The following is a 24,832-nucleotide window of genomic DNA, read 5'->3' as shown; positions in this document are numbered from 1 at the left end:
GATAGACTCATATGTATTAAGGCGTGCCGACGATATAAAGTGCTTCATGCTTTTATTATTTCCCTAAATTAGTAAACACAAGTATGACTTTTATAAACTAAATGTCATACTTGCTTGCATATACACATTAAATCTTCCCTCCCAGTGCGCTGGTGATAAACTTAACGTAATAGTATTGCAAAGGCTATCTTCGGATGGCCTTTGTCGTTTTCGGAGATCTACAATTATTCCTCAGAGATGTATAAACAACTTAATCGAACAGCCTAAGCCATGCATATACAAAGTAATTTGAGATAGTGTATTTGTCTTTTGATGAGCAAAGAATAGTCTTTAACCAACCACAAAATGCCAATAAAAACCTTTAAAAACAACAGGTTACACGGCTATTTGCGTTGTGGATGGTATATGATGAGCTTCTAGCCGATAAAAAGTAAAGTTTAAATTTATATCATTCTTTCACAGATAGCACTAAGTTCCTCTTCAGTTAGTCTTTCCTTAAACCAACCTTCTGCAAACGGAATAGTATTAGAGCGCGGTAACTGTTCTGATGTTAAATCTCTAATTTTAATTCTTGAAGGTAAAGCAGCCCCTTCACCAACAAATATAGCTTCTTGCTGAGATAGTATCGGTAAAGCACCTACCATTCCAGATAATCCATCAGGTAAAAAGCGTGAAACATGTTGTTGATCTGCTGAGTTAGTAAGTCTAAGTACAACCCATGTGCCGCATTGTGAAATAACAGTGCTATCAACATCGGCAGGTCTTTGACTCACTAACATTAAACCTATTCCATATTTTCTCCCTTCACGGGCAATTCTTTTAACGGCCTCTTGAGCTGCACCATATTGAGCATCTCCTTTATCAGGAACATACCTATGTGCTTCCTCACATACGATTAATAATGGATCTTTTAGTTTCTCTTCATTATTTTGATGAACTTTATATTGAAAGAGAATTCTCGCGATCATCGCTACTAGTGGTCCTGCTATTTCATTAGGCAAGCCAGAAATATCGATTATATTAATATCTTTAGTTAACGTACCACCTTCATCTTCTTCAGGAATTACACCTCTACCAATTAATTGATTCAATATTTGTGCTAAGTTAAAGTCTTCATCTTGGCTGTTCCAATTGGACATCATAAAAGACAATCTAGTGTCTTGTCTTAATACTTTTAATTTATCGAGAACGGAGGGGATTGAAATTTTATTCAGATCTGTTGCTGTTTTAGTGACATGAAGCGGACCTGCTGTTTTCGCGCCTTGAATAAACCGAATATGATTTTCAAATTCATCCCAGCAAAACCTCCTGGGCTTATCTCTATTAAAAGCTAATACATTTGAAGTATCAAAGTCCTCAAGAGTTTGTACCTCTTCTTTATCATCTAGCGCTGCAATAGTTTCATCACCAAAAGCAGATGGGGCCGGCTTTACGATACCTGCAGCTACCATTCGTGCATGTGAAAGAGCCTTATAAACTACGTTATTTTGGTTAGTTGCACTCGACTCAGTCTTTCCAATAATTAACGATGCAATCTCATCACTGGACATAAGCCAGTATGGTAACTTTATTTCTATGCTGTCAGATTCTTCATCAGTACTTTCCCCGTAAGCTCTGTACAACATAGCTCTATCTTTAAATGCTGAACCATACTCACCATGAGGGTCTATTATAATAATTTGAGGGGATATTGTCTGTTCTTCATGTTTATGCTCTAGCACACTATGGATGATAGCGGCCACTGTACCTGACTTTCCTGAGCCTGTAGAACCCAAAATTGCACAGTGCATACCAAACATTTTATCTATGTTAGCTCGGCATTGGGTTGATTCTGAAGCACTATAAACAGCAAAGGGTACTAAAGGATCTATCTCTCTATCAGCATTTCCTTCTGCTGATTGATATAATTTAGTCACTTCTTGATTAGTTAATATATAAACACTTTGCTGTGGCAACGGGTAGGTTTTAATCCCTCGTTTAAAGTCTAATTTTTGCTTTGAATTGATCCAATGCCCTTCAGCAAGAAGCTGTACCTCCATAACTCTTTGATCAGCTCCAACAGTAACAGGCATGCCTGCTTGAATAAGCTCTTCAGATCTCATTCGTAACATTGTAACTAGGCCAAAAATTATTTTTCTACCATAATGAATCTTTACCAAGCTTCCAATCTGTCCAATGGGATACACGCGACCTTCAAAAGTTTTAGTCAGTTCAGAGACATTTTCCGATATTTCAACTTTTATGGATGTTCCAGAAACCTCAACAACTTGACCTATTTTTAATTCATCAGCTTGATTAAACATATTCATACCTCACATCCATTTTTGAGTAAGTCTGTTACACCTTTAAATGTCCACCAAAAATCTTCGTCCATTCTTTTTATAGGTTCATCATTTCCAACATATAGACCTCTTTTAGAAACAATAAAGATCCTATTCCCATATATGCTTTTTCTCATATTCTCTAAAAAAGCAGGTATTTCATCCGCACATTCTAGAAATGCGACTAATGTCGTTCGATTCTGATCTTTAGACATCGCAAGCTCTATTTCATTATTAATATGTTCATCACCAAAGCTATAACCACAAACAGCTAGTACATTACTATTTTCTGAATGTAAGCTTTTACGGAAAAAATCGAACTGGGTTGAGAAGGGGTCTTGTTGAGTGGCTATATATTTAGTGGCCTGAGGGTAAATTAATACACGGCCTAACGTTGATGGGTATTTATTGTTATCACGAACTCTCCAAATATAGCCTTTGTCACATAAGTGCCAATCAATAGAACCGTGTATTTTTATAACATTTGCTCTTTGACCAGCATCAGGGATATTTTTTCCATAGCTAGTTGTTCGATAAGCAACAGCCCCACCTGAAAAACCATCCCAGTAAGGTATGCGATTTAAAGCCAGACTATCTTCTATAAGAGTGTCGTAATTTGTGGTAAATAAATTAACAGCTTTTCTACGTTCTGTAACCCCAGCTTGAGAATAGTTAAACAATGAATCAATAAATTCAGTATGAGATTCAACACAAACTATCTGATTATCAGCACTTCCAATTTCATCAGGTTCACTACCCCAACCCTTCTTATATCCAAATCGAATTATGTTGGAAATATTTTGTATTACTAGCTGATGAGCCTTCACAAACTCGTCTAGTGTCACAATATCATCTAATATTTTAATCGTTTTGGAGCTACTTCTTTCAGCAAGTGCGGCGTAATCACCTAAATGGCTTAAAATGTGCTCTATATGACACTTATCATCGAGTTCGTTTTTTAAAGGTAATATAACTTTGTTATACAAATCAGCGTTTTCGGATTCAATATCCGATAATACTTTATCTGTTAAGGGATACATTAATGGCAATTTAGCATCGAAACTAATACCTGCCCCTAAAAGCCAATTCAGTTCAGTACTTCTTAAATGAGCTTCTAATTGAGAGAATAACTCTTGATCTACAATATCCAAAATAGTCCCTTAACTTAGTTGATGTCTAATCATATATTTACGATAATTATTATATTTACAACGTTTATGGTCACCCAGTCTTACTCATACAAATACTTCTGAAACCCAATAAACGTGTCTCTAATCGCTAACGGCGATCCAAACTCTGCAGCGGCGTCGCTTATGGTGTTGTATTTAAGCTCTACCAAGCTTTTCATTTTTTTGGCTGCTAATTCTTGTACGCCGTCTTCTATGTATTTATCTAAAATGAATTCGATAAACTCGACTTGTTTGTAGGTGAATTCTTTCGATATACCCGGTTTGGCACTTGCTACGCGGTCTTTGCGCGTATGTGTGTCTCTTGCGTAGCCTACGAAGGCTAATAGGTCGTATACGTCGCTGTCTTTGGCGTCGATGATGTCTTTCATGCTATCGAGCTTTTCATCGTCGTATCCGGCTTCATGTAAGTCTGCTAGTAGCTTTTCGCGGGTGCTTGGATCACTCCATATTTTACGTAGTTCGTCTTCGTTACCAAAAAATCTTGGTAAGTCACCGAATAGCTGTTCTACAAATTGTTTGGCTGTGAGCATTTCACCGTCTGCGCCCATAAACAATACGCTTTTCATGTGTTGAATTTGGCGTACTTTGCCGTCGGTTAAGGTTATGAATATCTTGTCTGGTTTGTCAGGTTTATCGATGTCATCTCCTGGGTCACAAGTACAAGGTTCGTTACCACACTCATTACAAGGCTCTACGAGACATTGGCAAGGAGATTGGTTACACACGTAACACATATCATCTTCTGGATCGGCTTTACAGTTACATGGGCTAAAGTCACAAGTCTCACATACACAAACACATGGAGTAGCATTACAAATATCACATGGTTCTTGGTCGGGTTTATCTGTAGGCGGCAATGGTTCACCATCCCACGCTGGGTCAGCAAAGTTATGATGCGCTTTTACAAAGTCGTACACGGTGAAGAATGATTTACCGTCGTACATTCGGGTACCACGGCCAATAATTTGCTTAAACTCGATCATGTTTTTACATTCACGCATGAGCACAATGTTGCGCACATTACGGGCGTCTACGCCTGTCGATAACTTGCGTGAGGTGGTTAATATGGTTGGAATGGTTTTTTCATTATCGCAAAAGGTGCGTAGGTCGTTTTCACCGGCGGCGCCATCGTTAGCGGTTATGCGTACACAATAGGTTGGATTCGTTGTCCAACCGTTTTTAACGGCATATTGGTTAATGTAGTCTCGCACTTTACCTGCGTGTTCTTGGGTGGCACAAAATACGATGGTTTTCTCAGATGGGTTGATATGGTCCATCCAATACTCCACACGTTTTTGTTCACGCTGTGGCATGGTGATAACGCGGTTAAAGTCACCTTCTTTATAAACTCGGCCAGCTTCGGGTTCACCTTTAAAGGTTACGGCATCGCCTGGGGTATAAACGTATTCGTCCATGGTGCCCACTATCGGGTACACCTTGAACGGGGTTAAAAACCCGTCGTTAATACCTTGTTTTAAGGTGTAGCTGTAAACAGGGTCGCCAAAGTATTTATAGCTGTCGGCATTGTCGGTACGCTTTGGTGTGGCGGTTAAACCTAATTGAACCGCTGGAGCAAAGTAGTTAAGAATATCGCGCCAAGAGCTTTCGTCATTGGCGCCGCCACGGTGACATTCGTCAATAATGATGAAATCGAAGAAGTCTTCTGGGTATTCTCTAAATCGACAATTTCTCGTATCTTTTACTTGCTCAGAATCGAAGTCTTCGCTTTCTAATTCGTCACTTTCTAGCTCTTCAGCATCTGTATTACCGCCAGATTCCGTCATTAAGGTTTGAAAAATTGCCATAAAGATACTGGCGTTTTTGGGTACGCCTTTGGCTTTTTTAATTTCACTTGGGGTAATGCGCACAACGGCATCTTCACCGAATGCGCCAAAGTCGTTAAAGGCTTGTTTGGTTAAAACATTACGGTCGGCTAAAAATAGAATACGTGGACGTTTTTTGGCGTTACTTGGGCTCTTGGCTGCTTGCAGGCTCCAGCGACTGTAAAATAACTTCCATGACATTTGAAACGCAATACAGGTTTTACCTGTGCCCGTTGCAAGGGTAAGTAGAATACGGTCTTTGCCTTGTGCTATTGCTTCTAAGGCTTGGTTAATCGCGTTTTCTTGATAATAACGTGGTTGCCAGTCGCCTTTACATTCAAAGGGGATTTTGGCAAAACGGGTGCGCCATGTACTGGTATATTCTGGCTCGCTATTACCTGTGCCAGGTGCGAAACCGTTATTTGAGAACGTAAGGCGCCACATCTCTTCAGGGCTCAGGTAGCTATCTACTAACTGCTCGTCACCCGCCAGCATATCTATTTGGTAAATGTCATGACCATTGGTGGCATAAGCAAAACGACACTGTAAACGCTGGGCGTAATCTTTGGCTTGGCGCACACCTTCGGTATAACTTAATCCTTCACGCTTAGCTTCAACAGCGGCGAGTTTTCTGCCTTGAAACTCTAATACGTAATCACAGCTCAGCTTTGATGCTCGTTTGCCGCCGCCTAAAATACGACCTGCGGTAATACTCACTTCACGGCGAATATTGCTATGTTCTGCCTTACCCCAGCCGTCTAACGCCAGTTTAGGCGAAATAAGTTCTGCGCGGGTTTCAGATTCGTTTCTACTCATAACACTTACCTGTGAAAAAAAATAGGAATTTACTATTACCTTTAAGGATCTTTACAACGATGAATCAAGAACCAGTCAAGAAACCAATAACTAACATAACATACCGTAATATAAGAAATTAATGAAACATTATTACTATAAAAACACTAAATTCAGTGAAAGAATCAAGAACCAGTCAAGAACCTCACTAATCAACCGTTGTGTAACCTTGCAATGGCGAATTAGGTTTGTGTGGAAAAGCCATCTGTAATACTCCAACAGCAATCATTGGTTTCAGATAGTTTGACGAAGGCTTTGAGGTTTTCTATCAAGCAACACTTCAAGTACTGACACCGAAATATAATGCACTTTACAAAGATCACTAATAAGTTGCTTCATGGTATCAACATCTAAACGACTCTGAGCTCTAGCTTGAGCCCCTAATGCGTTAAGTCGAAGACTAAGCTCGTCAGTTAATACATCAAGCTTATCAACAAAGGGTTTATTAAGTTGATCACTGATAAATCGGCCTTCGGCGTCTCTTCTATCGCATTGCTCTGCTTTATTATTCAAGTCACTATGCGTTAAGCTTACAGTGTTATGCGTTAAGTTATCTAAAGAAGTTAACGTATTGGTAAATACATCCTCTGGAGAAGGACGCCCCATAACAAGTAAACTATAAATTTTGTCTTATTCTGCTATTAATGACCATAAAATATTAAATAATTTATACTTAGTATATTCCACCGTTAACTACATTTAATAAGGTAATTTTTCTGTACGAAAAAGCTAAAGAATCAAGAACCAGTCAAGAAAACAAAATCACAGGTAACTAAAGGGCTTCAGCATGACAATCCTTTAATTCAAGAGATGTTTCGTACAAAAAAAACGCAAAAATCAAGAACCGATCAAGAAACTTTTATTACGCCCAAATAGGTAAATAACCTGCTCTAGGTTTATCTTCGTCAGCTAATTTTATAAGTTTATGTTCTAACGTTGCATTAATCACTTTGGTAGCTTGCGCTGCATTTTTTAAATCTATACCGAAGCGTTGACATAAAGTCGCATTTTTCATTTTTTGTCCGCTATCAAGATACATAATAACAGCATGCTGATAACAAGCTCGAATACGTTCATCCACAGTCATTTTCGAAAACTCTCTTGGGGCATATAATGCTACCTGCATTGAGTTTTCATCAGCGCTGAACTTAGGTGGTGGCAGTTGATACAGTTCAACACTAATAATCACCTTATCTAAACCACTGCCTTGTTCTTCACATAAGTTCATTCGTCTCATTAATGCAGCAAGCGCCTCATTACGTGAACGTGGTGGTAAATCAATCATTCTGTCTGTATTTACTAATGGTTTACCTGGGTTCGTTATCTCTAACCTATCCGCAAATAACTCAACCTGAGGTCCCGCACCACTAATAGTCATGTCTTGGTGTATTAACGCATTAGCAACTATTTCACGAATAGCTATTTCTGGATACATTAATGTTTCTTCTCTAAATGCAGCACCAATATGCTCATTCTGAGGTAGTAAGTTATTAATAAAGGTAACTAAACCTTCAAAGCCAGTTGCATAACCTTTAACCCCATCTTTACGGTGCTGTACTGTAGAAGCTTTATTAGTGCCTTCATATGCAGCAAAGCGTATACCCTTACGTGCCATTGATGAGTCAAATTGATTCAGGTCATTCGCAAATAAAATAGCGCCTAAATTAGTAATATTCCAACGTCCGCCAACATCTTTAATAATTAATAAGTCTGCCGATAAACGTTCAAAAATTCCTACACGGTTATCAGGTAAACTTTGTTTGGTTAAACGAAAGTAACTTGGGTAATCGAGTAAGGTTAAAATGTCATCGGCTTCCACAAATGATTTAGCAATCCCCTTTTCCCATGTATACGGCCGTAAATTAGTAATGAGCTTTTGGAAATAGTCTGGGAAATCAGTCAGTTTAGGGGTAGCGCTACCAATACGAATATAAGCATTATCATCAAAAGAAACAGGGGCCGTTGTAGCTGCTGGTATTTCTAACAGCACGACACGACCATTAGGGTGATCAACAACTCTAAAAGAGCAGGTAATACTTGGTTGAAGTTTTTTCGCTAACCAAAATTCAAAAACCTGATTGCCCATCTTTTTAGTACTGGGATCAAATGAAGTTCCAACCACAGATTGGGTTTCGTCATCTACACCCCACAAAACATAAGCTAAGTCTTGATTAGCGACACGTGCCGCATTCGACAGCGCAGAGCATAATTTACCAATCATTTGAGGGTCATCATTATTATGCTTGAACTCTAATAAACTATGCTCAGATTGTTGGCAGCATAGTTCATCAATTAAAGCAATATCACGTTCGTTCACACCAACACCTCATTAAGTTGTATTTGTTTTGCTGAATCACTTAACTCACCGCTAAAGGCTTTTTGTAAGATAGATTTTTTTAGTTCGTCTACAGCGATTAATTTTTCCTGATAAATTGCTTCTACACGCTCAATATAAACCGCCAAACGTTCTAATTCGACAACGGTTCTCCCCTGAACTTTCAAATTAGGCACAGGGATCGAGTACTCTTTAATCATAGGCACTGTTAATTGGGGAATCGCCGAGCCGCTTCTTAAGATATCTAAGGTTTGAAGAGCATGTTTCAAATATTCTAAGCTAATAAGTTCTTTATTTGGTGTTAACACTATTAATCGCACAATTGGCAAAAATGGTTCTGCTCTCAATTCGATATGACCTGTACCACTTCCCCTAGCCGCAATAGTTATTGACGGTTCATTTGCTCTAGAATAATCGGTAAAGCCATAAAGCCCATTATTCTTAACAGCATTTGCGTAGATAGGAATATTGAATTTTTCAGTTTCCTCTTTTGAATACAAACCTTTTTGAGGCGCATCACCACCTGCGAATATATTCTCACAAACTAACGGTAAAGGACTTAAATTCGAGGAATTGCTAAGGCTTTCAAACAAGCTAAGCTTCTTACTTTCGAATAACTCGCGGGCATTTTTTAGGTTTTGTTCGGTTTTAGCGCGGGTTTGTTCTAAGTCCGCAAACACTGTGTCGAGCAATGCCACAATGCGTTTTTGTTCTGGGATGGGAGGGAGAGGAATAATGGCAGCAGCAATCATTACTTTTGAAATTACTGTTTGTGCTGCACCTTGAGCCCCTTCTCTAAAATCTTCCACTTTTCCTTGCATAAAATAATAAAGGTAGTGCTGAGTAATCTTTCCATCTAACGGGCGAAGTGCGGCGACTGAACGACCAATAGCACAATCATCCCCAAGGTTAATTTTTCCGCAAGTGGCACCAACAACACATAAGAGTACATCACCTCTTTTAGCAAGTTTTTTGGGATCGATAGTCCACTCCTTAATTACTGGGCGCTCATCACCAAATTCACCGACTTTGACGAAAGGAGTGCCTACCCCTTCACGATTACAATCTTTACCTGAGGGAGCTTGCCCCATGATGGTTTCAATAACATCACCAAGTTTTGCCGTTGGCCACCCCATTAAAGCAACTCCTGAATCTTAGCCAAAATAGCTTCTGATTCTTTATCAAGTGCAATAATGTCGTCAATAATGACTTTAGGTTCGCGCAGTGGTGAAGCTTCTTCAATGTTGGGGTTTTTAACCGATAAGTCATAAGTGGTTTGGTCAATATCACTGATTGTTAATGACCACGATTTAGCTGTTTCACCACTCTTTTTATCGATCACGGCTGATATTTGCAAAGTAACAAATTCAGCTAAATCATTGTCGTTAAGTGGATTAGTTTTACCCATGTTACGACCGACATTCAGCTCGTAAAACCATGTATTTAGTGTTGGCTCACCTTTGGTGAAGAACAACACCACGGTTTTCACCCCTGCTCCTAAAAATGTACCGCCAGGGCAGTCGAGTACGGTATGTAAATTACAATTTTCTAGCAGTTCTTTACGCAATTTAATTGCAGCATTGTCGGTGTTACTTAAAAAGGTATTTTTAATAACAATGGCGGCTCGGCCACCGGGTTTGAGCATTTTTATAAAGTGCTGTAAAAACAAAAAGGCGGTTTCACCGGTTTGTATTGGGAAGTTTTCTTGTACCTCTTTACGCTCTTTGCCGCCAAACGGTGGGTTTGCCAGTATAATGCTGTGTTGGTTACTTGGCTGAATGTCTTGTAGGTTTTCACTTAAGGTATTGGTGTGTAATACGTTAGGCGCTTCTATGCCATGTAATATCATGTTCATGATGGCAATAACGTAAGCGAGTGACTTTTTCTCTTTGGCGTAAAATGTGTCGTTTTGTAGGGTAGCTAAGTCACTGGTGCTTAGTTTGGTTTTATCACGCCCACCTTGGCGTAGGTAATCGAAGGCTTCGCATAAAAAGCCTGCGGAGCCTGCTGCGCCGTCGTAAATGGTTTCACCAATTTTTGGCTGTATAACGTCGATCATCGCACGGATAAGTGGACGCGGCGTATAGTATTCGCCACCGTTACGGCCTGCGTTACCCATGTTTTTAATTTTAGCTTCGTACAAGTGGCTAAGTTCGTGTTTTTCATCTTGAGAACGAAAACGTAATGAGTCAATTTTTTCCAATGCATCACGCAGTGAATAACCACTTTGAATTTTGTTTTTTATCTCGCTAAAAATCTCACCAATTTTATATTCAATCGTATTGGCGTTATCAGCACGTTGTTTAAAACCTTTTAGGTAAGGAAATAATTGACCATCAACAAAATCCATCAGGTCATCACCGGTTAAGGCGTTGTTATGGTCAAAGTTGTCGTCTGCGTCTTTAGGCGCTGCCCAATTGCTCCAACGGTATTCTTCATCGATGATGTATTCATAGGTTTCCATCATCATTTCAGCTTCTTGCGACTTGGTAAACTCAAGGTCGTCGAGGTACTTTAAGAATAACATCCATGATGATTGTTCGGTGTAATCTAGCTCAGAGGAGCAACCTGCGTCTTTGTGGAAGATGTCGTCGACGTTTTTGAATACTTGTTCAAACATGGGGTAAAGTCCTTGTTAGCTATTGAGCTTTAGTATGGAAAATAGCGGCTATGGTAAATGAGTTTCATATTCGGGATGATCAGGAAACTCGGAATAGCGGCTCGATAGCTTGTTGTAATGATTGTAAATAATGGCAATTAATATACGCTAATTGTTACTAAATACTTAGGTAAATTGTAAATAAATTACGTTAATGGTGTTTTATTTAATCTAGATTCGTTATATGTTTTGTTCTTGCTGGTAATATCTCTGAAAATTCACAGTTTAATGCGTTAGCTAAGCGGTATAGGGTTTCTAATTTTATATTCACTGTGCCTCGTTCCATCTTGCCGTAGTTGCCTCTTTCAATACCCACATAGGCGGCAAAACCTTCTTGAGAGTATCCTGCAGCTTTACGTTTTTCACGTAACATTGCACCAAAATCTTTAACTAAATCACTCACCGTATCTTTCCTTTAGGCAAAATGATTAGATTTTCATGTTGAGCAGTAAAGCACCACGCCCTATAATACCCATAATTATTAAAAGTTGTTTAGGATTTACTGTGAAATTTGACCCTTTGGTAGCTCAAATTATTGTTGCGACAAACTTTGATCACTTCACAACGAGTGATGTCCGGTCAGCTTATTTGGCTTTGAAAAAGGACTCTACTTTGGAGCCTTCAACTGTTCGACGAAAAATATATGGTGAACTTTTAAAGTTGGTAAAAAAAGGCTGGCTTAAAAAACTTATAGCGAAAAATAATGGGCTAACACGCTTTAGTAAAACAGAATTTTTTGACGTTGAAACAATAATGTTGAAGGTAAAATTTGAAGTAACGAACTCTCTGAATAGACATGATGACAAGCAAGGGCAATTACTTGGTAAGTTGAATATCTATAAAGCTGAGCTGCTGTTAAATATAGGGGAGTCTGAAGCATACAAAGAGCTTTATTCTGAGTTCCCTGAATTAGTTGATGAAATACAACCGCAATACAATAAAGCTAGAGATAATAACACGAGAATACTAGGGAAGATCAGGGCTATTGAAGGCTTACTTAAGCAAGATCAATCATTAGAGAGCATATGAAATTAAGACAATGGCAAGTTAACTGTATAAATAAATCTTTAAAACAATACCTGAATGGTAAGAGCCACTTTTTAGCCTTAGCAACACCAGGCGCGGGTAAAACGTTGATGGCATCTGAGTTGGCCGATCAGCTATTAAAAAGCGATCTGATTGATTTGATTATTTGTTTTTCGCCTTCTTCTATAGTTTCTCAAGATTTCAGTCAAAGTTTGCAACTGAGAGTTAATGAACGATTCGATGGTTTACTGGGTGCTAAAGGTCATTCTCTTACCTATCAAAGTTTGCAGTATCTGGATAAAAACTTTTGGCAGTTATTTGAAAGGTACCGAGTATTCGTGATCTTTGATGAGATCCACCATTGTGCTGGCTCTTCTATTGATAATGCCAATGCATGGGGCGAACAGATAATCTTAAACATTCAAGATAAGGCTAAATATACATTGGCGTTAACGGGAACTCCTTGGCGTTCAGATGCGGCTCCTATCGTTCTTTCAAACTATATGCATCCTAGCAATAAAATATCCTGTGATTACGTTTATGGGCTTGCTGAGGCCATTACCGACGATGTTTGTCGTGTGCCACAGATAATTGCTGTGGATAACAATAATATTTCTGTTGTTGATGACGTTGAGACTAAAACGTTTACTAGCTTTAAATGTTTATTATCGCAATCGATCATTCCATATCAGGAGATTATTGAGAATGAGAAGGTCATGAAATACTTAATATCTTCTGCACAGAAAAAACTAAGCGCAATTAGAGCTAAAAACTCTGACGCTGCAGGATTAATTGTTGCGTCATCTGTTGAGCATGCACGACAAATTTCAATGTTAATGAAAGCCTGTTTTAACGAAAACACCATTGTTGTTACCTACCGAGAAAGTGATCCAACTAGTATTATTCAACAATTTAGGCATGCGCAAACTAAATGGATAATCTCGGTAGGAATGATCAGTGAAGGAACGAACATTCCTCGTTTGCAGATTTGTTGCCATCTCACCAATATAAAAACTGAAATGCATTTTAGACAGATTTTAGGTCGAATACTGAGAATGACTGATTCAAAGAATCAAGAAGCAATTATGTACATGCCAGCTGAACCAAAGCTTTTAGAGTATGCGTATCGTGTTAACCAAGACGTTCCATTTGAAGCTGATGTTGTGAAGTTTGAAAAGATGAAAACTGTCGTTCAAAAGGATATTGACAGTAAAGATTTAAGTGCCGTTACTTTCGATAAAAAAAGGGCAAGCCCTCCCCAAATATCGGTTAATTTAAAGGGATTTGAGGACGTTATTGAACAGTCTGTACCATATGAGGCCAACGAGGTTTTTGAGGAACATTTTTTGACGGATGCTTATGAAAGAGTAGTGAATATATTTGGTCAATTTCAGCAAGAGTCTATCGCGTTAGGGCTAAGTGAATTGAGGTAATTATGCTTAATGTTGAAAAATTTAAAGCTCGTTTAATTCGATCTAATCACCCTGATTGGTTACATGTTGGAGTTGATTCAAAGGATGAAAGCCAACTATTCATCATTGTTAATGGTGGTATGGCCAATATAAATTGTGCTCCTATTGAATTATATGCGGAAGAAATAAAAAATTGCGCATTAGAAATGATTGCTCAGGAACAGCTATATTTAAAAGTAAACGAAAAACCACTGCATATTGGTCTAGGTCGCAGTATCTATTGCTACGCATTTAAAGAAGATGAATATTTACCACAAAGTGAAACTAATGACCGATACTTTTACTTTTCTAGTTTGTTTATTCGTTGGCAAAGGACTCATGAACTATCAGATAAACAAGCTCATGAAAGGCTCGGGTTAACAGCAAAAGAATTCCACCTATTTAGAGAAGATGAATTAGAAATTAATCAAGCTTTAATCAATAAACTTACTGAAATTACGGGCGTTTCAGAAAGATTTTGGCAAAATAGATGGAAGCAAAAAACAATAAGAAATAAATATAAGTAATAGGAGCAGTGATGAAATCATTTAAAAAGGTCACTACACAGGAATTAACAACATTGGTTTGTGATGGTTGTGGCTTAAAAGCAAGTGCTGACGATGACTTTGAATTTCATGAATTTATTTCCATAGGCCATCATTGCGGCTACGGCTCAATTCATGGTGATGGGAATCAACTGTCAGTTGATATATGCCAGCACTGCTTTGCTGATATGTGCGGTGATACTCTCATGATAACGGAAGAGCGTAATCCCATTCCTGAAGGCAAAGACACGACCCAGCTTGAATATAGCAATATTTTTGATGTGATTTGTCAATCTAAAGACAAAGCAGGTCAGTTGAAAGATAACTGTGATTTAAGGTTGGCTTCAAGAGAAATGTTATTAAAAAATAAAATTACCAACAATGATGAACTAACTGTTGCGCTAAAACGTGTAGAGCAGCTTTGGGATGCACAGTACCAATCAACAGAGGGTAATGAACTTCATCAACTTGCTGATTTAATTTGTGCTTACGAGAAGAAAGATTGGGATAGTTTTTTTGAGCAAGCGCCATTAGCGGATGTTGATTTTATGCCTAGCAGGTTAAATTTTAAATCAAAGATCTCTTTTAATGAAGAAAAAACCGCGAGCGGCATGCTATCAAATATACCTATCAATACTGAAGTTGATGACGAGTCGTCAAGAGATTCTGTGTTGGCTGATAAACACCTTGATGAGACTAAACAATATTTAATAGAAAGTATTACCAATGTACTGCATAAACACCCTAAATTACGATTGGGGCAGTTATTAATTAACGCTATGAACTTTCAACAACCATGCCCTGAACTTTTCCATATAGAAGATAATGTTTTAGCTAAAAAACTCAACCAATTCGAATGATTATAAACAATTAAATATGACGATGCTAATAGGGTTGTTAATACAAATATGAAAAAACATTCCATAAAAACAAAGCTTATTACACTAGGATTTACCGCCTTGCCAAGGCCTGTGATGTTTGTTTTGACTTGGCTCTGCAAATGATAAAAACACGAGCAGACAATAAGCGACTAATGCGAAAGTTAAAATCTCATGGCAGCGTTATACATTGGGAAACAGCGTCTATGGACACCTTGGGTTTAATGGTTTGTGAATGCTCGAAAAAAGACGGCGAAACCATCAAAATACGAGTGTTTATGACTAAAGAAGAATTACCTAAAGAAAAACAGAATTTATGGTAAGAAAGTACCATGCATTGAACTGAATAAATGACATTCAGCAGCGCCATTTAAAGGCCTAATTGTACTTTAACTACAAATTAAATCACTTGGTGATAATTAAAATTTTTAACAAGCTTAATTTTCTGCAGGATAATCTCAATGAGGAATAATGCGACAGAATTCGATAGCGGTTATCGAATTGGAAACTATTTCTAATGGAGAAATACAATGGACATTATCCCTTTACCTTATATCAAGGTTTTTACCAATAAAAAAGGTGTTATTGAAACACTTTGCAACCTCAATGGTGCACCTAAATTACAGTGTGAATTATTAGCGGGTTTCCTCACAAGTCATTCGTATGTAGATAATCAAAAATCAACTCATGTACTTTCAAATGAAATAGAGGGTATTACCGAAGATGCAGATTATGAAAGAGCCCTAGAGCTATATAGCAACCCAATCAACGCAGAGTTTAGATTAAACTACCACTTCAATAAAGGGTTCAGTTACCAATGGACAAAGGAGGTACATTCGAAAATTATTAAGATGGCCATAAAGAATAAAGCAGTGAAGGCACTTGATGATGCCATTAACAGGCGATTTAATAAAACAGTTAGGTTAATAGAAAACATGTAGTTAGGGGTGAACTCACTAAAAATGAGCTCACTACCTAATATTTATAAAGATTACTACAACATACGTTTTTATTGCTATTGCAAAATTTGAAACATTAAATTGATATTATGGATTATAAGAAAAATGAGCATATACAAGCCTGATGGCTTGGTTATTTTAAAATTCACTCCGGCTAATGAAAAGCATTATTACAAGATTTTTGGTAGTTGGCGTGGCGGTTATTTAAATGGTGGCGCTTGGCGGTTAAGCTCTGGTTCAGAAGAGCCTCCTGTTTTGTCAAAGTGTGGGCTTTTTTGGATTTGGGAGCAATATTCTGGATCTTGCTATGAACTAACTGTTAATGAAGAAGATGGTCACACATATTATACCGGCAATGTCCTATCAAGAATGATCGATAAATCTTCACCTTCTGAAGTTTTGATAGAGAAAGTTAAACTTGATACCTTACTGTCTGTTTAACTGTAGTAACTACATCAATTATGCCAGTGATTAACAATTAGAATGAGCACTAAATCATTAAGGTTTATTCGAATCCCAAGTTAGCAACTTATCTTTTAATGTAAACTTCGACAAAGAAGTCATAAATATCAACATTATATTTATTTAAATGAAAGAAGTCTGTCGTTTAAAACCTTATTTAGTTCGGGTAATTTGAATTATCAAAAATAAACAAACAAAGATTATAAGCCTTTCACTTCTCATTTATCAGAGCAGAGTTATTTTTCCTTTGCCTAAAATGTACAAATAGGTAATGAGTCAATAGGGTTTATGTTGTTAGCATTAACATCGTTATACCTTTAAAAACAGGCTGTTCGAGAGAGCCTGTAACAGATTTTGTGTAAGTACCTTTCATCAGTTACCCTAACAGGGTCAAAGAAAGGTAGGGCACATGAACCAGAAAGAACTTGAAGCTTTTGCAAAAGAAGCGGCAAAAAGCATTAAAACAGGCGAAGATTTAGATAAATTCAGAGCTATGCTAACCAAGGTTACCGTTGAAGCAGCATTAAATGCTGAGCTAGACGACCACCTTGGTTACGCTAAACATGAAAAAGCCGATATTCCCAATAACCGTAACGGTTTTAGCGCCAAAAAAGTTAAAACTGAAGACGGTGAATTCGAGCTAAACACACCGCGTGACCGCGATGGTAGTTTTGAGCCTCTCCTTGTAAAGAAAAATCAAACCCGCTTTACCTCAATGGACGACAAGATATTATATCTCTACGGTAAAGGGATGACGACACGTGATATTGTTGATTCATTTGACGAATTCTATGGTGCAGAAGTTTCTCCTACCTTAATTTCTCGTGTGATCAATGCAGTTATAGAAAAAGTTGATGAATGGCAAACAAGGCCGTTAGAGCCTGTTTATCCCATCGTTTATATGGACTGTATTCGCTTAAAAATCAGAGAAGACGATAAGGTTATCAACAAAGCGGTTTATTTAGCGCTAGGCGTTGATGTCACAGGCCAAAAAGATTTACTGGGGATGTGGTTTTCTGAAAATGAAGGGGCTAAATTCTGGCTTAACGTGTTGACCGAGCTTAAGAATAGAGGCGTTCAAGACATCCTAATTGCTTGTGTTGATGGCTTAAAAGATTTTCCTGATGCCATTAACACCGTCTTTGAAAATACCCAAATACAGCTATGTATCGTTCATATGGTCAGGAATTCACTGAAATTCGTCCCTTACAATAATTATAAAGCAGTAACCAAAGACCTAAAAACGATTTACCAAGCGATTAATGAAGAGCAAGCACTAAAGGCTTTAGATGCATTCTCAGCACGTTGGGATGATAAATATCCGAGCATATCGGCTTCCTTGCGACGTCATTGGGATAACCTAAATACACTCTTTATTTACCCTAATGATATCCGCAAAGCGATATATACCAGGAATGCTATAGAGTCATTAAACAGCGTGATAAGAAAAGCGGTTAAGAACAGGAAGGTATTTCCCAACGATGATTCAGCTAAGAAAGTTATTTACTTAGCTATTACTCAAGCATCGAAAAAATGGACTATGCCAATAAGGAATTGGAAATCGGCCTTGAATCGATTAATGATTGAATTCGAAGACCGTATCTCAGACTATATTTAAAATGGGTACTTACACAGATATTGTTACAGGGTCACATCAAACAATGCATTTTTTGTAAACTCAATTTGTTGGTTTTCTAAATTAATGATTGCGTCAACTTCTTTTTCATTATCAAAGTTAGCTAACAACTTACCATCATGCTCATTGAAGTGTTAAGCACACTCAATATCCAAATTCCAGTCGTCTCCCGGTTCATTTGTAGGCTTAGTTACCTCTATATACAATTCGCCATGTTTAGACCAATCATAATAAAAGAACCCACTTTCCGCTGTATCGATAAAAAAAGGTCCTTTAGTCGCAATGATTTTTAATCGGTTAGGGATATTAAACGGATTAAATGTATATCTTAATATTCCTGAGTAGTTTATGCCGGGAGTATAAAAAGTACTTAGCCCTCCCTCATCTTTACTTTGTGTCTTATATCCAACACAAGTGATTTCTGCCAATGGCTGTAGTCGAGAAAATGTTGTATTCACATCTCGAATGATTTTGCTTTTAATTGCCGATGAATCAGCACTGCTACTTAAGTAAATATCTTTTAAAGAATGACCTAAAATGTCTGCTTTTGTGAATGGGCGAGTTATATTTGCAGGAAGAGGTTGAGGCCCAGAAAAAAATCTTATTGCATTTATAACTTGATCTTTTGAATTAGTTGTATAAAGCCCGTTTCCTGCAATGTAATTTGCAGGCACTCCCATTCCTACAATGCCTAATGCAGAAGTGAAACCTTTGTTCTCATTGTCCAATTCCTCTATTTTTTTCCAAGTTCTATTCGCGTAAAAGTTTCCTTGTGAATGTGCTAAAACTACAACTTTATTACCTTGAAGCAACTTTGGCATATAGAACTTGTTGATATGCTCATTAATGAGAGTATCTTTTGTATAGTTTTCCTCATTTCTAGATGCGATGTACCTTTCTGCACCGTTAAAAATGCTAGTTGCAGGTGATGTAAGAAACATTCTGTGTACATAATTTCGCCGTGCATTTTTTTCTGTGAAGTTCTTCTCTTGCATTAAATGTTGCACTGCTGCATCTGCTAGTTGATTTAGTTGTTCCTTATCACTATTGTATGCAAGTTGAATACTGTCAGCGCCGGTTTCTGCTTGTAATGTGCTTCTAATGGTGTTTAGGTTGTTAAGCGCTTCGAATAGAGATGTAGCCATACCATTTACATAGATAATCGCTCTTTTATTAGTTGACGAAAGGTTATTATTTAACCCCAAGTTATTGACATTATTTGAATCATAATTAGTGACTGGACCTGTTGCCATTATTCGTACGTCAAAGTCTTCCTTTACCGCAGCAATAGACGGTGGGATCCAAACAGTGCTTAAAAGAACTACTAATATTACGCTTTTTAACGGTATATAATCACATATCTCTATATAAAACTGATTTAAAATTAACACTATATTCCCTTATTTATTTTTAACTTTAGCTGTTGCATATCAACGACTTATCTAGTTCAATAGATTTAAATAGTTCACCGATTAAATTACTGAGCTTGTTTTTATTAAAATTTTGATTCAAAGAATCAACTCTTAAAAGTTCCATATAAGACAGCCATACTAGGCGCCCTCCGATATTGCTATAAAAGTATGTCTCTGAAGTTGCAAACGGGTTGAATTTAGATTTAATATACTTAATAGTAGTTCCTAGTAAATGTATTTCATCAGTCTCAATATAAGAAATATTTGAAGGAATTTCATTTATTTCCATTTGGAATGCTATTTGAGGCTCATAAGCATTTCTTTCAACAAAAGCTTTCAAACTTCCTTCTAAATCAATTAAAACAAATGATGTATTAGGTGAAATTTGAAGGCTAAGTTTAGGGATGCAGTTCTTTTTAATCACTATATTATCTTTACCCCACAGGTAAAAAGTAAAAATAATAATTCCAATTAAAAAAAGAGTTTTAATCATAATGTGATTGATTACCTTATGTTGCTGTTCTCTTCGCATGAAACGCTTGCGTATCCATGGACACTTCCGCTAGGGTTGTCAGCTCTTAACGTTAAGTAGCCATTCTTTTCATAGGAATAATTATTAACGTTCCAGTCAATTTTTTCTCCTTCAGAAACCCTACTTTTAGCTTGAATTACATTGTTTAATTCATAAGAAAAGTCAAAACTTTTTCCATAACGTGGTTTATTCTCGATTGATATATTTAAGTTAACATTTTCACCTAAATTCAAGTTAGGAAAATACCAATAACCATTTCCTCCAATATAAAGGTCTTCTGCAACGTTACTAAAACAACTAGATAAAGGCTCAACTCCAACTCCGCTTAATACGCAACCCATAGATTTAACTTCGACTAATTTATTAGTTAATATTTCAATGTTTTTCGTGTAACGCTCAAAACGACTTTTAGAGTCGAGGTGGTAAGATAGAATGGTAGCGTAACTTTCTTCCCCTTGTCCTGCTCTAATCAAACAGGCATTGCCTTTTAGCATTTCCTTTATAAACCTCTGCTTTTGTAACTCGGCATCTTCAAGGAGAAATGCTCGTGTGTAAAAAGCAGTATGACGTAAATAACCTCTAACCTTGGAGTTATTAGACATAATATTAATTACGGTTTCAACATCATCTCGAATGCCATTTCTATTATCATCAATATTACCAATAGTTCCGTCATCAGGTTCATTAGGCTCTTGTCCTTCTAAGAACACCTCAATTCTATGTACACTTGTAGTTTCACACGTTCCCAAACAAGAAGTGGCATAATATTCGTACACACCCGGAGGCTGTGGCAGCGTATGTTTGTTAGAATATAAGTTAGGGTTGGGGGAATAACCTGCACTACCTAAACTCTTTCCATTTTCATAAAGAGTTCTTATCCTTGGTCCACCAGCATCATTCACTTTAAATGTATGGACGCCATCAACAGTTTTAACATGTGTTAAAGAAATAGCATTACTGGCGAAAGATATAAAAATAGTAAAACAAAAAGTGATAAATTTTAAACTAGTACAAAGCATTACGACACTTCTTCCTTGTTGGTCTAATGAGGACATTATGATACTTTGATGCATCTTTTCTGTAAACCAATATGTTACAAAAAACATTGAGTTTTATTTCAAAATTTAGATCGACAGAACATGAGTTAATAGGTCCCCATGTTAAGAGATCTTCTACGTTTTCGTGCATGGCCATTCTAATTGGCATAAGTGCAATTAAACGAACAGCTACCCAAGCCAATAGATTTGTTATTATTAGCTACAATAGGATCAACATCCCATGTCTCATACCTTTAGGGGGGTGCTTTATTGATAATCTTTAATCGAAGTTTTAGATTGTAAATTTTTTAACTCATTGACTGTATCAAAATTAGTTGAATTTTTATCCCTTGATTTGTAACTTTGATTTAAGATCTAAGGGTAGTTCTGACTTAAACCTTCTGTATAGCTCGTCTGCGTTACTTTCGGTGCTATGTGATAGCTTCTCTTTTTGCTCTCTAAGTTCGCAAATGAGATCATCTTTACTACGGTTTCCAAGCCCCCTCATAGTAGATTTAGTCTTAGCGTCTTTCCTTTTGGTGAGGGCTTTATTAGTATCATTTAGGTGTTTGAGTAAGCCCTCAGAATAGGTTGTTGTCGCTGAATAAAATAAGGGCTGTGACGAAACATTTAAATTGCGTGCGACCTCAGATTTCGAGATCGTCCAGTTTGATTTTTTCGTGAACTTCTTTTTCTCATTAGTTTTCGCTATATATAGAAGCCTTTCTTTTTTCAGGATTTCAATCGCATGGTATGCTGCTAATGATACATTTCCTTCGCTTATCCAGTCAGGGAGAGGTTCGTTCCCTTTATCACTTTCAGTTAATTTAATTCCCTCACTATCTAATTCGCTTTGGTCTAAAAAGTCCATGTAGTCATCATTATCCTCAATCACTTCATATCTCCTTCTTTTCTTGAAAGTTCAGCCATTTGAATAGAATCCTCTAGATGAGTTAGGAATAGTTTGTATTTGGGGTTGGATTTTTTTTCGTGCAATTCGCTAATTCTTTTGTGAGCGCTACGTACAGTGCTGAGAGAAAACTGCTTCACAAAGTAAGGTAATCTAGGTTCTCTACATGCGGCTACGTCATCTTTTGTATACACAACAATCCCGTTAAAGTTACCCTCTGATATATTCACATTAATACAGTGAAGGCACAGTTTAGGGGAAGCGTTATATCTTTGTGGCACACCATCCACGGAGCACTTTGCAGCTTTTAATGTACCTTTTCGTAACATACAAGTAGAAAAAGCGTTACATTTTATGTCTATTATTCGTGTATCTGCAATCTCTTGCGCTTTTTTTAAGTAATCCTCATGACTAATTACTTTAGTGATAGCTGCCACTTTACCTATGAATCGGTCAAAGCCACCAGCGTATGCGCCATTACCTTCTTTCGCTGCATCAAACTGCTCTCTAACGATTGAATTGATAACCGCTCGCTTGGCGATCATCATAATGAAATTAACTTCTTTGTTTCGTAAGTAGGCCATGAAAAAGCTTTCGTCTAGGTGTTTAAAATTAGCACGAATAAATTTTCCTACATCGCCTCTATACCTTAATAAAACGGCTTCAGCCCACATATGCCGAAGTGCATGAGGAGTAGGGTACTGAGAGTCGCCGATAATTTCTCGCGCGAAGGCATTTACCGTTGCTGTTGTAAAATGTATCTCATTCATTAATTTTTCTTTAGATTCATCACAAAGTAATTCTTTAATTACTTTGCTTTCCTGCTCATTTAGTGTTCCATTTTTAAAAGCTTTTAATTTCTTACCTATAGAATCAAGTCCACCTATTCGAGTATTTAAAAGCAGGAATTGAGGAAGGTCTTCTTTGAGGTTGGCTTGGATTTCTTTTAAAGATTTAATTTCTTCCTTTGATAGAGCTTGGAGTGCCTTATCTTGGGTTTTATTCTCAATAGATTTAAATAGTTTATATTCCGAAGAGAACTTGAACCATGCTTTAGATATTGCACGAGAGATTGGCTGAGCACTCTCGTTGCTTACCCGCAACTTCCCCGTGTATAAGCAAGGTTTCTCAATGCTCCCCCCATTTAAAGCCTGAAGTTGTTTAGCGATTAAGTAAGCCCCGAGTGTAATTTCTCTATCAAGCTTGGTTTCTCCCGCTGTTTTTGGGGTAACCCATTTAACGTGAAATCGATAAGGAATGTAAGCATTATCATTAGGTTCTATGTTTTTTGAAATGATGATACTGGATAAGGGAAAGCCGAATTCAGAGCGTCGCCACCCTGTCAATGCGACAAAAAGCGTAGTTCCTGTGCTCTCAGTAAATTTACATAGGTAATTGAGCTTATCAGTCCCTTTTATGTTCGTATCAGGAATGAGTGTGTTTAATTTTTTCTGATTTTGATAGCAAGTGCTCTCAAAGTCGCTAAGGGTTATTTTTTTGCTATTAATGCCTTTACTGATTAATGCTCTTACCTCTTCGTTAGATTTTTTAAATGTAACCCCTGTTTTCTTTAGTATCGACCTGTATTCGTCAACCTGAGAATCAAAAGATTTAACAGGTACTTTCTCTATCAAGGTAAACATTAAACTCCTGATAAATTCTTGATTGTCGTATCGCTCAGGTATATCGAGTTGTTGAAGGGTGAGATTAATAATATCACCATCTTGGAGCTTAAAGAGTGGTCTGAGTGAGTTGAATTTTTCTGTGAATTTATTTTTTACAAAGTTGACTATATCGTTAAAACGATCTTTATTAAGAGTCTTGGCGCGAATATCCACTTTGGGGTCCACACTCATTAGTAAATTTGATGCTAAAGTCAGTTTAGTCTCTCTCATTGAGCTTTCAGGTTCACTCTTTATATCTGTTAATACTCCTCGGCATGCGCTTGCATATAATCCAAACTCTTGAAAAATGTTTGCGCAATGATCAACGTAATGTTTCCCAACTTCTAACCCTAAAAAATTAAAAGATCCTCCTTCTATGTAATCATTAAGTGTTTTACCGATAGCGGCTTTACAAGCATTGTTTTTTAATTTCGCGTAACCCTTAAATGGCTGATATTGAATTAAAGGTGCGGATTTAAATCGATTTGTAATTTGAATTAATCGTTCTTCTGAAAAGAACGAAAAATTTGAGCTATATGACGGAGGAGAGATACGTTTAACTAGTTGATCTTTTACTATTTCCTGTGTGAGGAATGTTATGTAAAGTTCTTGGAGGTGCTTTTTCTTTATGGTTCTAATCGTTGATTGAGCCATATAAAGAAACATAATCTTCAAAATATTTAATCGGGGTTTGTAGTAGGCAACTGATTGTGAGCCAACTAATGAATGAATGAATAGGAGTTTAACGTATTCTTTCAAGGTAAGGCGAACCACCTGACTTTGATAGGTTACATTGATTTCTCCCCAATATGACAAGACTGCCGAATCAAAAATAGAGAAGCTTAAATGATGATTGACTCTTCTATTATCTAAGAAGAGCCAATCATCATTTTCAAAAGTTATTCCACTCTTAACTCCAATTAATTCAAGTTTATCATTCAAAGAGTCGATCAGTAGAGAATGCGAAGACTCTATTTGAGATACATGTTGCAGAAGCATTTTTAATATCCTTGACATGGTCAACTAAATTCAGACACCCTAGTTAAGCAACCATTTTTAAATCCACATTCATTAACTCAAAATTATTAGGACTGTGGTAATCCAAGTAAGAATGAAGTCGATAGCTGTTGTACCACA

The 24,832-nt window shown here is 37.2% G+C and carries 22 protein-coding genes; 8 read left to right on the top strand and 14 right to left on the bottom strand.

What is annotated here, in order from left to right; translation table 11 throughout:
* Nucleotides 1-443: 443 nt before the first annotated feature.
* The 9 genes from H4J50_RS13090 to H4J50_RS13055 all read right to left on the bottom strand — a co-directional run bounded on the left by H4J50_RS13090 (nt 444) and on the right by H4J50_RS13055 (nt 11,586).
* Complete coding sequence (locus H4J50_RS13090) at nt 444-2,111, bottom strand: ATP-binding protein (RefSeq protein WP_220466208.1); 1,668 nt, start codon at nt 2,109-2,111, stop codon at nt 444-446.
* Nucleotides 2,112-2,305: 194 nt separating this feature from the next.
* A complete protein-coding gene (locus H4J50_RS13085; RefSeq protein WP_220466207.1) occupies nt 2,306-3,472 on the bottom strand; it encodes an SIR2 family protein in 1,167 nt (388 codons plus the stop codon).
* An 80-nt stretch (nt 3,473-3,552) separates the two neighbouring features.
* Nucleotides 3,553-6,150 (bottom strand): EcoAI/FtnUII family type I restriction enzme subunit R, encoded by a 2,598-nt coding sequence (gene hsdR, locus H4J50_RS13080; RefSeq protein WP_182256945.1) that lies wholly within the window; start codon nt 6,148-6,150, stop codon nt 3,553-3,555.
* 187 nt (nt 6,151-6,337) lie between these two features.
* Nucleotides 6,338-6,418 (bottom strand): hypothetical protein, encoded by an 81-nt coding sequence (locus tag H4J50_RS19915; RefSeq protein ID WP_404842753.1) that lies wholly within the window; start codon nt 6,416-6,418, stop codon nt 6,338-6,340.
* 5 nt (nt 6,419-6,423) lie between these two features.
* Nucleotides 6,424-6,795, bottom strand: coding sequence for a hypothetical protein (locus H4J50_RS13075; protein ID WP_182256944.1), 372 nt, complete (start codon nt 6,793-6,795; stop codon nt 6,424-6,426).
* Between the two features lie 256 nt (nt 6,796-7,051).
* Nucleotides 7,052-8,506, bottom strand: a complete 1,455-nt coding sequence (locus H4J50_RS19865) for an ATP-binding protein (RefSeq protein WP_182256943.1) — start codon at nt 8,504-8,506, stop codon at nt 7,052-7,054.
* Entirely contained in the window at nt 8,503-9,660 is a 1,158-nt protein-coding gene (locus H4J50_RS13065) for a restriction endonuclease subunit S (protein WP_182256942.1), read from the bottom strand. Before H4J50_RS13065 ends, H4J50_RS19865 begins: the two co-directional genes overlap by 4 nt.
* Nucleotides 9,660-11,144, bottom strand: a complete 1,485-nt coding sequence (locus H4J50_RS13060) for an N-6 DNA methylase (protein WP_182256941.1) — start codon at nt 11,142-11,144, stop codon at nt 9,660-9,662. Before H4J50_RS13060 ends, H4J50_RS13065 begins: the two co-directional genes overlap by 1 nt.
* 205 nt (nt 11,145-11,349) lie before the next feature.
* Entirely contained in the window at nt 11,350-11,586 is a 237-nt protein-coding gene (locus H4J50_RS13055; RefSeq protein WP_182256940.1) for a helix-turn-helix domain-containing protein, read from the bottom strand.
* Between the two features lie 101 nt (nt 11,587-11,687).
* Here H4J50_RS13055 and H4J50_RS13050 point away from each other — a divergent pair, with 101 nt between their 5' ends.
* The 8 genes from H4J50_RS13050 (at nt 11,688) to H4J50_RS13015 (ending at nt 18,122) form a co-directional block, all read left to right on the top strand.
* Nucleotides 11,688-12,212: a hypothetical protein gene (locus H4J50_RS13050; RefSeq protein ID WP_182256939.1), complete on the top strand. Its 525-nt coding sequence runs from the start codon at nt 11,688-11,690 to the stop codon at nt 12,210-12,212.
* Nucleotides 12,209-13,642, top strand: coding sequence for a DEAD/DEAH box helicase (locus tag H4J50_RS13045; RefSeq protein WP_182256938.1), 1,434 nt, complete (start codon nt 12,209-12,211; stop codon nt 13,640-13,642). Before H4J50_RS13050 ends, H4J50_RS13045 begins: the two co-directional genes overlap by 4 nt.
* Nucleotides 13,643-13,644: 2 nt before the next feature.
* Entirely contained in the window at nt 13,645-14,187 is a 543-nt protein-coding gene (locus tag H4J50_RS13040) for a hypothetical protein (RefSeq protein ID WP_182256936.1), read from the top strand.
* Between the two features lie 11 nt (nt 14,188-14,198).
* Nucleotides 14,199-15,065, top strand: a complete 867-nt coding sequence (locus H4J50_RS13035) for a hypothetical protein (RefSeq protein ID WP_182256948.1) — start codon at nt 14,199-14,201, stop codon at nt 15,063-15,065.
* A gap of 140 nt (nt 15,066-15,205) precedes the next feature.
* Nucleotides 15,206-15,406, top strand: a complete 201-nt coding sequence (locus H4J50_RS13030) for a hypothetical protein (protein WP_182256934.1) — start codon at nt 15,206-15,208, stop codon at nt 15,404-15,406.
* Between the two features lie 207 nt (nt 15,407-15,613).
* Complete coding sequence (locus H4J50_RS13025; protein ID WP_182256933.1) at nt 15,614-16,024, top strand: hypothetical protein; 411 nt, start codon at nt 15,614-15,616, stop codon at nt 16,022-16,024.
* Nucleotides 16,025-16,147: 123 nt separating this feature from the next.
* Nucleotides 16,148-16,483 (top strand): hypothetical protein, encoded by a 336-nt coding sequence (locus tag H4J50_RS13020; RefSeq protein WP_182256931.1) that lies wholly within the window; start codon nt 16,148-16,150, stop codon nt 16,481-16,483.
* A gap of 430 nt (nt 16,484-16,913) precedes the next feature.
* Nucleotides 16,914-18,122 (top strand): IS256 family transposase, encoded by a 1,209-nt coding sequence (locus H4J50_RS13015; RefSeq protein ID WP_182256929.1) that lies wholly within the window; start codon nt 16,914-16,916, stop codon nt 18,120-18,122.
* A gap of 152 nt (nt 18,123-18,274) precedes the next feature.
* Here the strand turns inward: H4J50_RS13015 and H4J50_RS13010 are convergent, their stop codons facing one another.
* The 5 genes from H4J50_RS13010 to H4J50_RS12990 all read right to left on the bottom strand — a co-directional run bounded on the left by H4J50_RS13010 (nt 18,275) and on the right by H4J50_RS12990 (nt 24,694).
* Nucleotides 18,275-19,531, bottom strand: coding sequence for a hypothetical protein (locus tag H4J50_RS13010; RefSeq protein WP_182256927.1), 1,257 nt, complete (start codon nt 19,529-19,531; stop codon nt 18,275-18,277).
* A gap of 25 nt (nt 19,532-19,556) precedes the next feature.
* Nucleotides 19,557-20,045: a hypothetical protein gene (locus H4J50_RS13005; RefSeq protein WP_182256925.1), complete on the bottom strand. Its 489-nt coding sequence runs from the start codon at nt 20,043-20,045 to the stop codon at nt 19,557-19,559.
* A gap of 11 nt (nt 20,046-20,056) precedes the next feature.
* Complete coding sequence (locus tag H4J50_RS13000; protein WP_182256923.1) at nt 20,057-21,139, bottom strand: hypothetical protein; 1,083 nt, start codon at nt 21,137-21,139, stop codon at nt 20,057-20,059.
* A gap of 325 nt (nt 21,140-21,464) precedes the next feature.
* Nucleotides 21,465-22,016 carry a hypothetical protein gene (locus tag H4J50_RS12995; RefSeq protein WP_182256921.1) on the bottom strand — a complete coding sequence of 184 codons (552 nt, stop codon included), beginning with the start codon at nt 22,014-22,016 and terminating at the stop codon, nt 21,465-21,467.
* Nucleotides 22,013-24,694, bottom strand: a complete 2,682-nt coding sequence (locus tag H4J50_RS12990; RefSeq protein WP_182256919.1) for a hypothetical protein — start codon at nt 24,692-24,694, stop codon at nt 22,013-22,015. The genes H4J50_RS12995 and H4J50_RS12990 overlap by 4 nt, the downstream gene beginning before the upstream one ends.
* Between the last annotated feature and the right edge of the window lie 138 nt (nt 24,695-24,832).

The sequence above is a fragment of the Colwellia sp. 6M3 genome (assembly GCF_014077595.1).
In the GTDB taxonomy this organism is placed as follows: Bacteria; Pseudomonadota; Gammaproteobacteria; order Enterobacterales; family Alteromonadaceae; genus Cognaticolwellia.
Note: the sequence above shows the minus strand (reverse complement) of the source record. Positions and strands in the feature narration are given on the sequence as shown.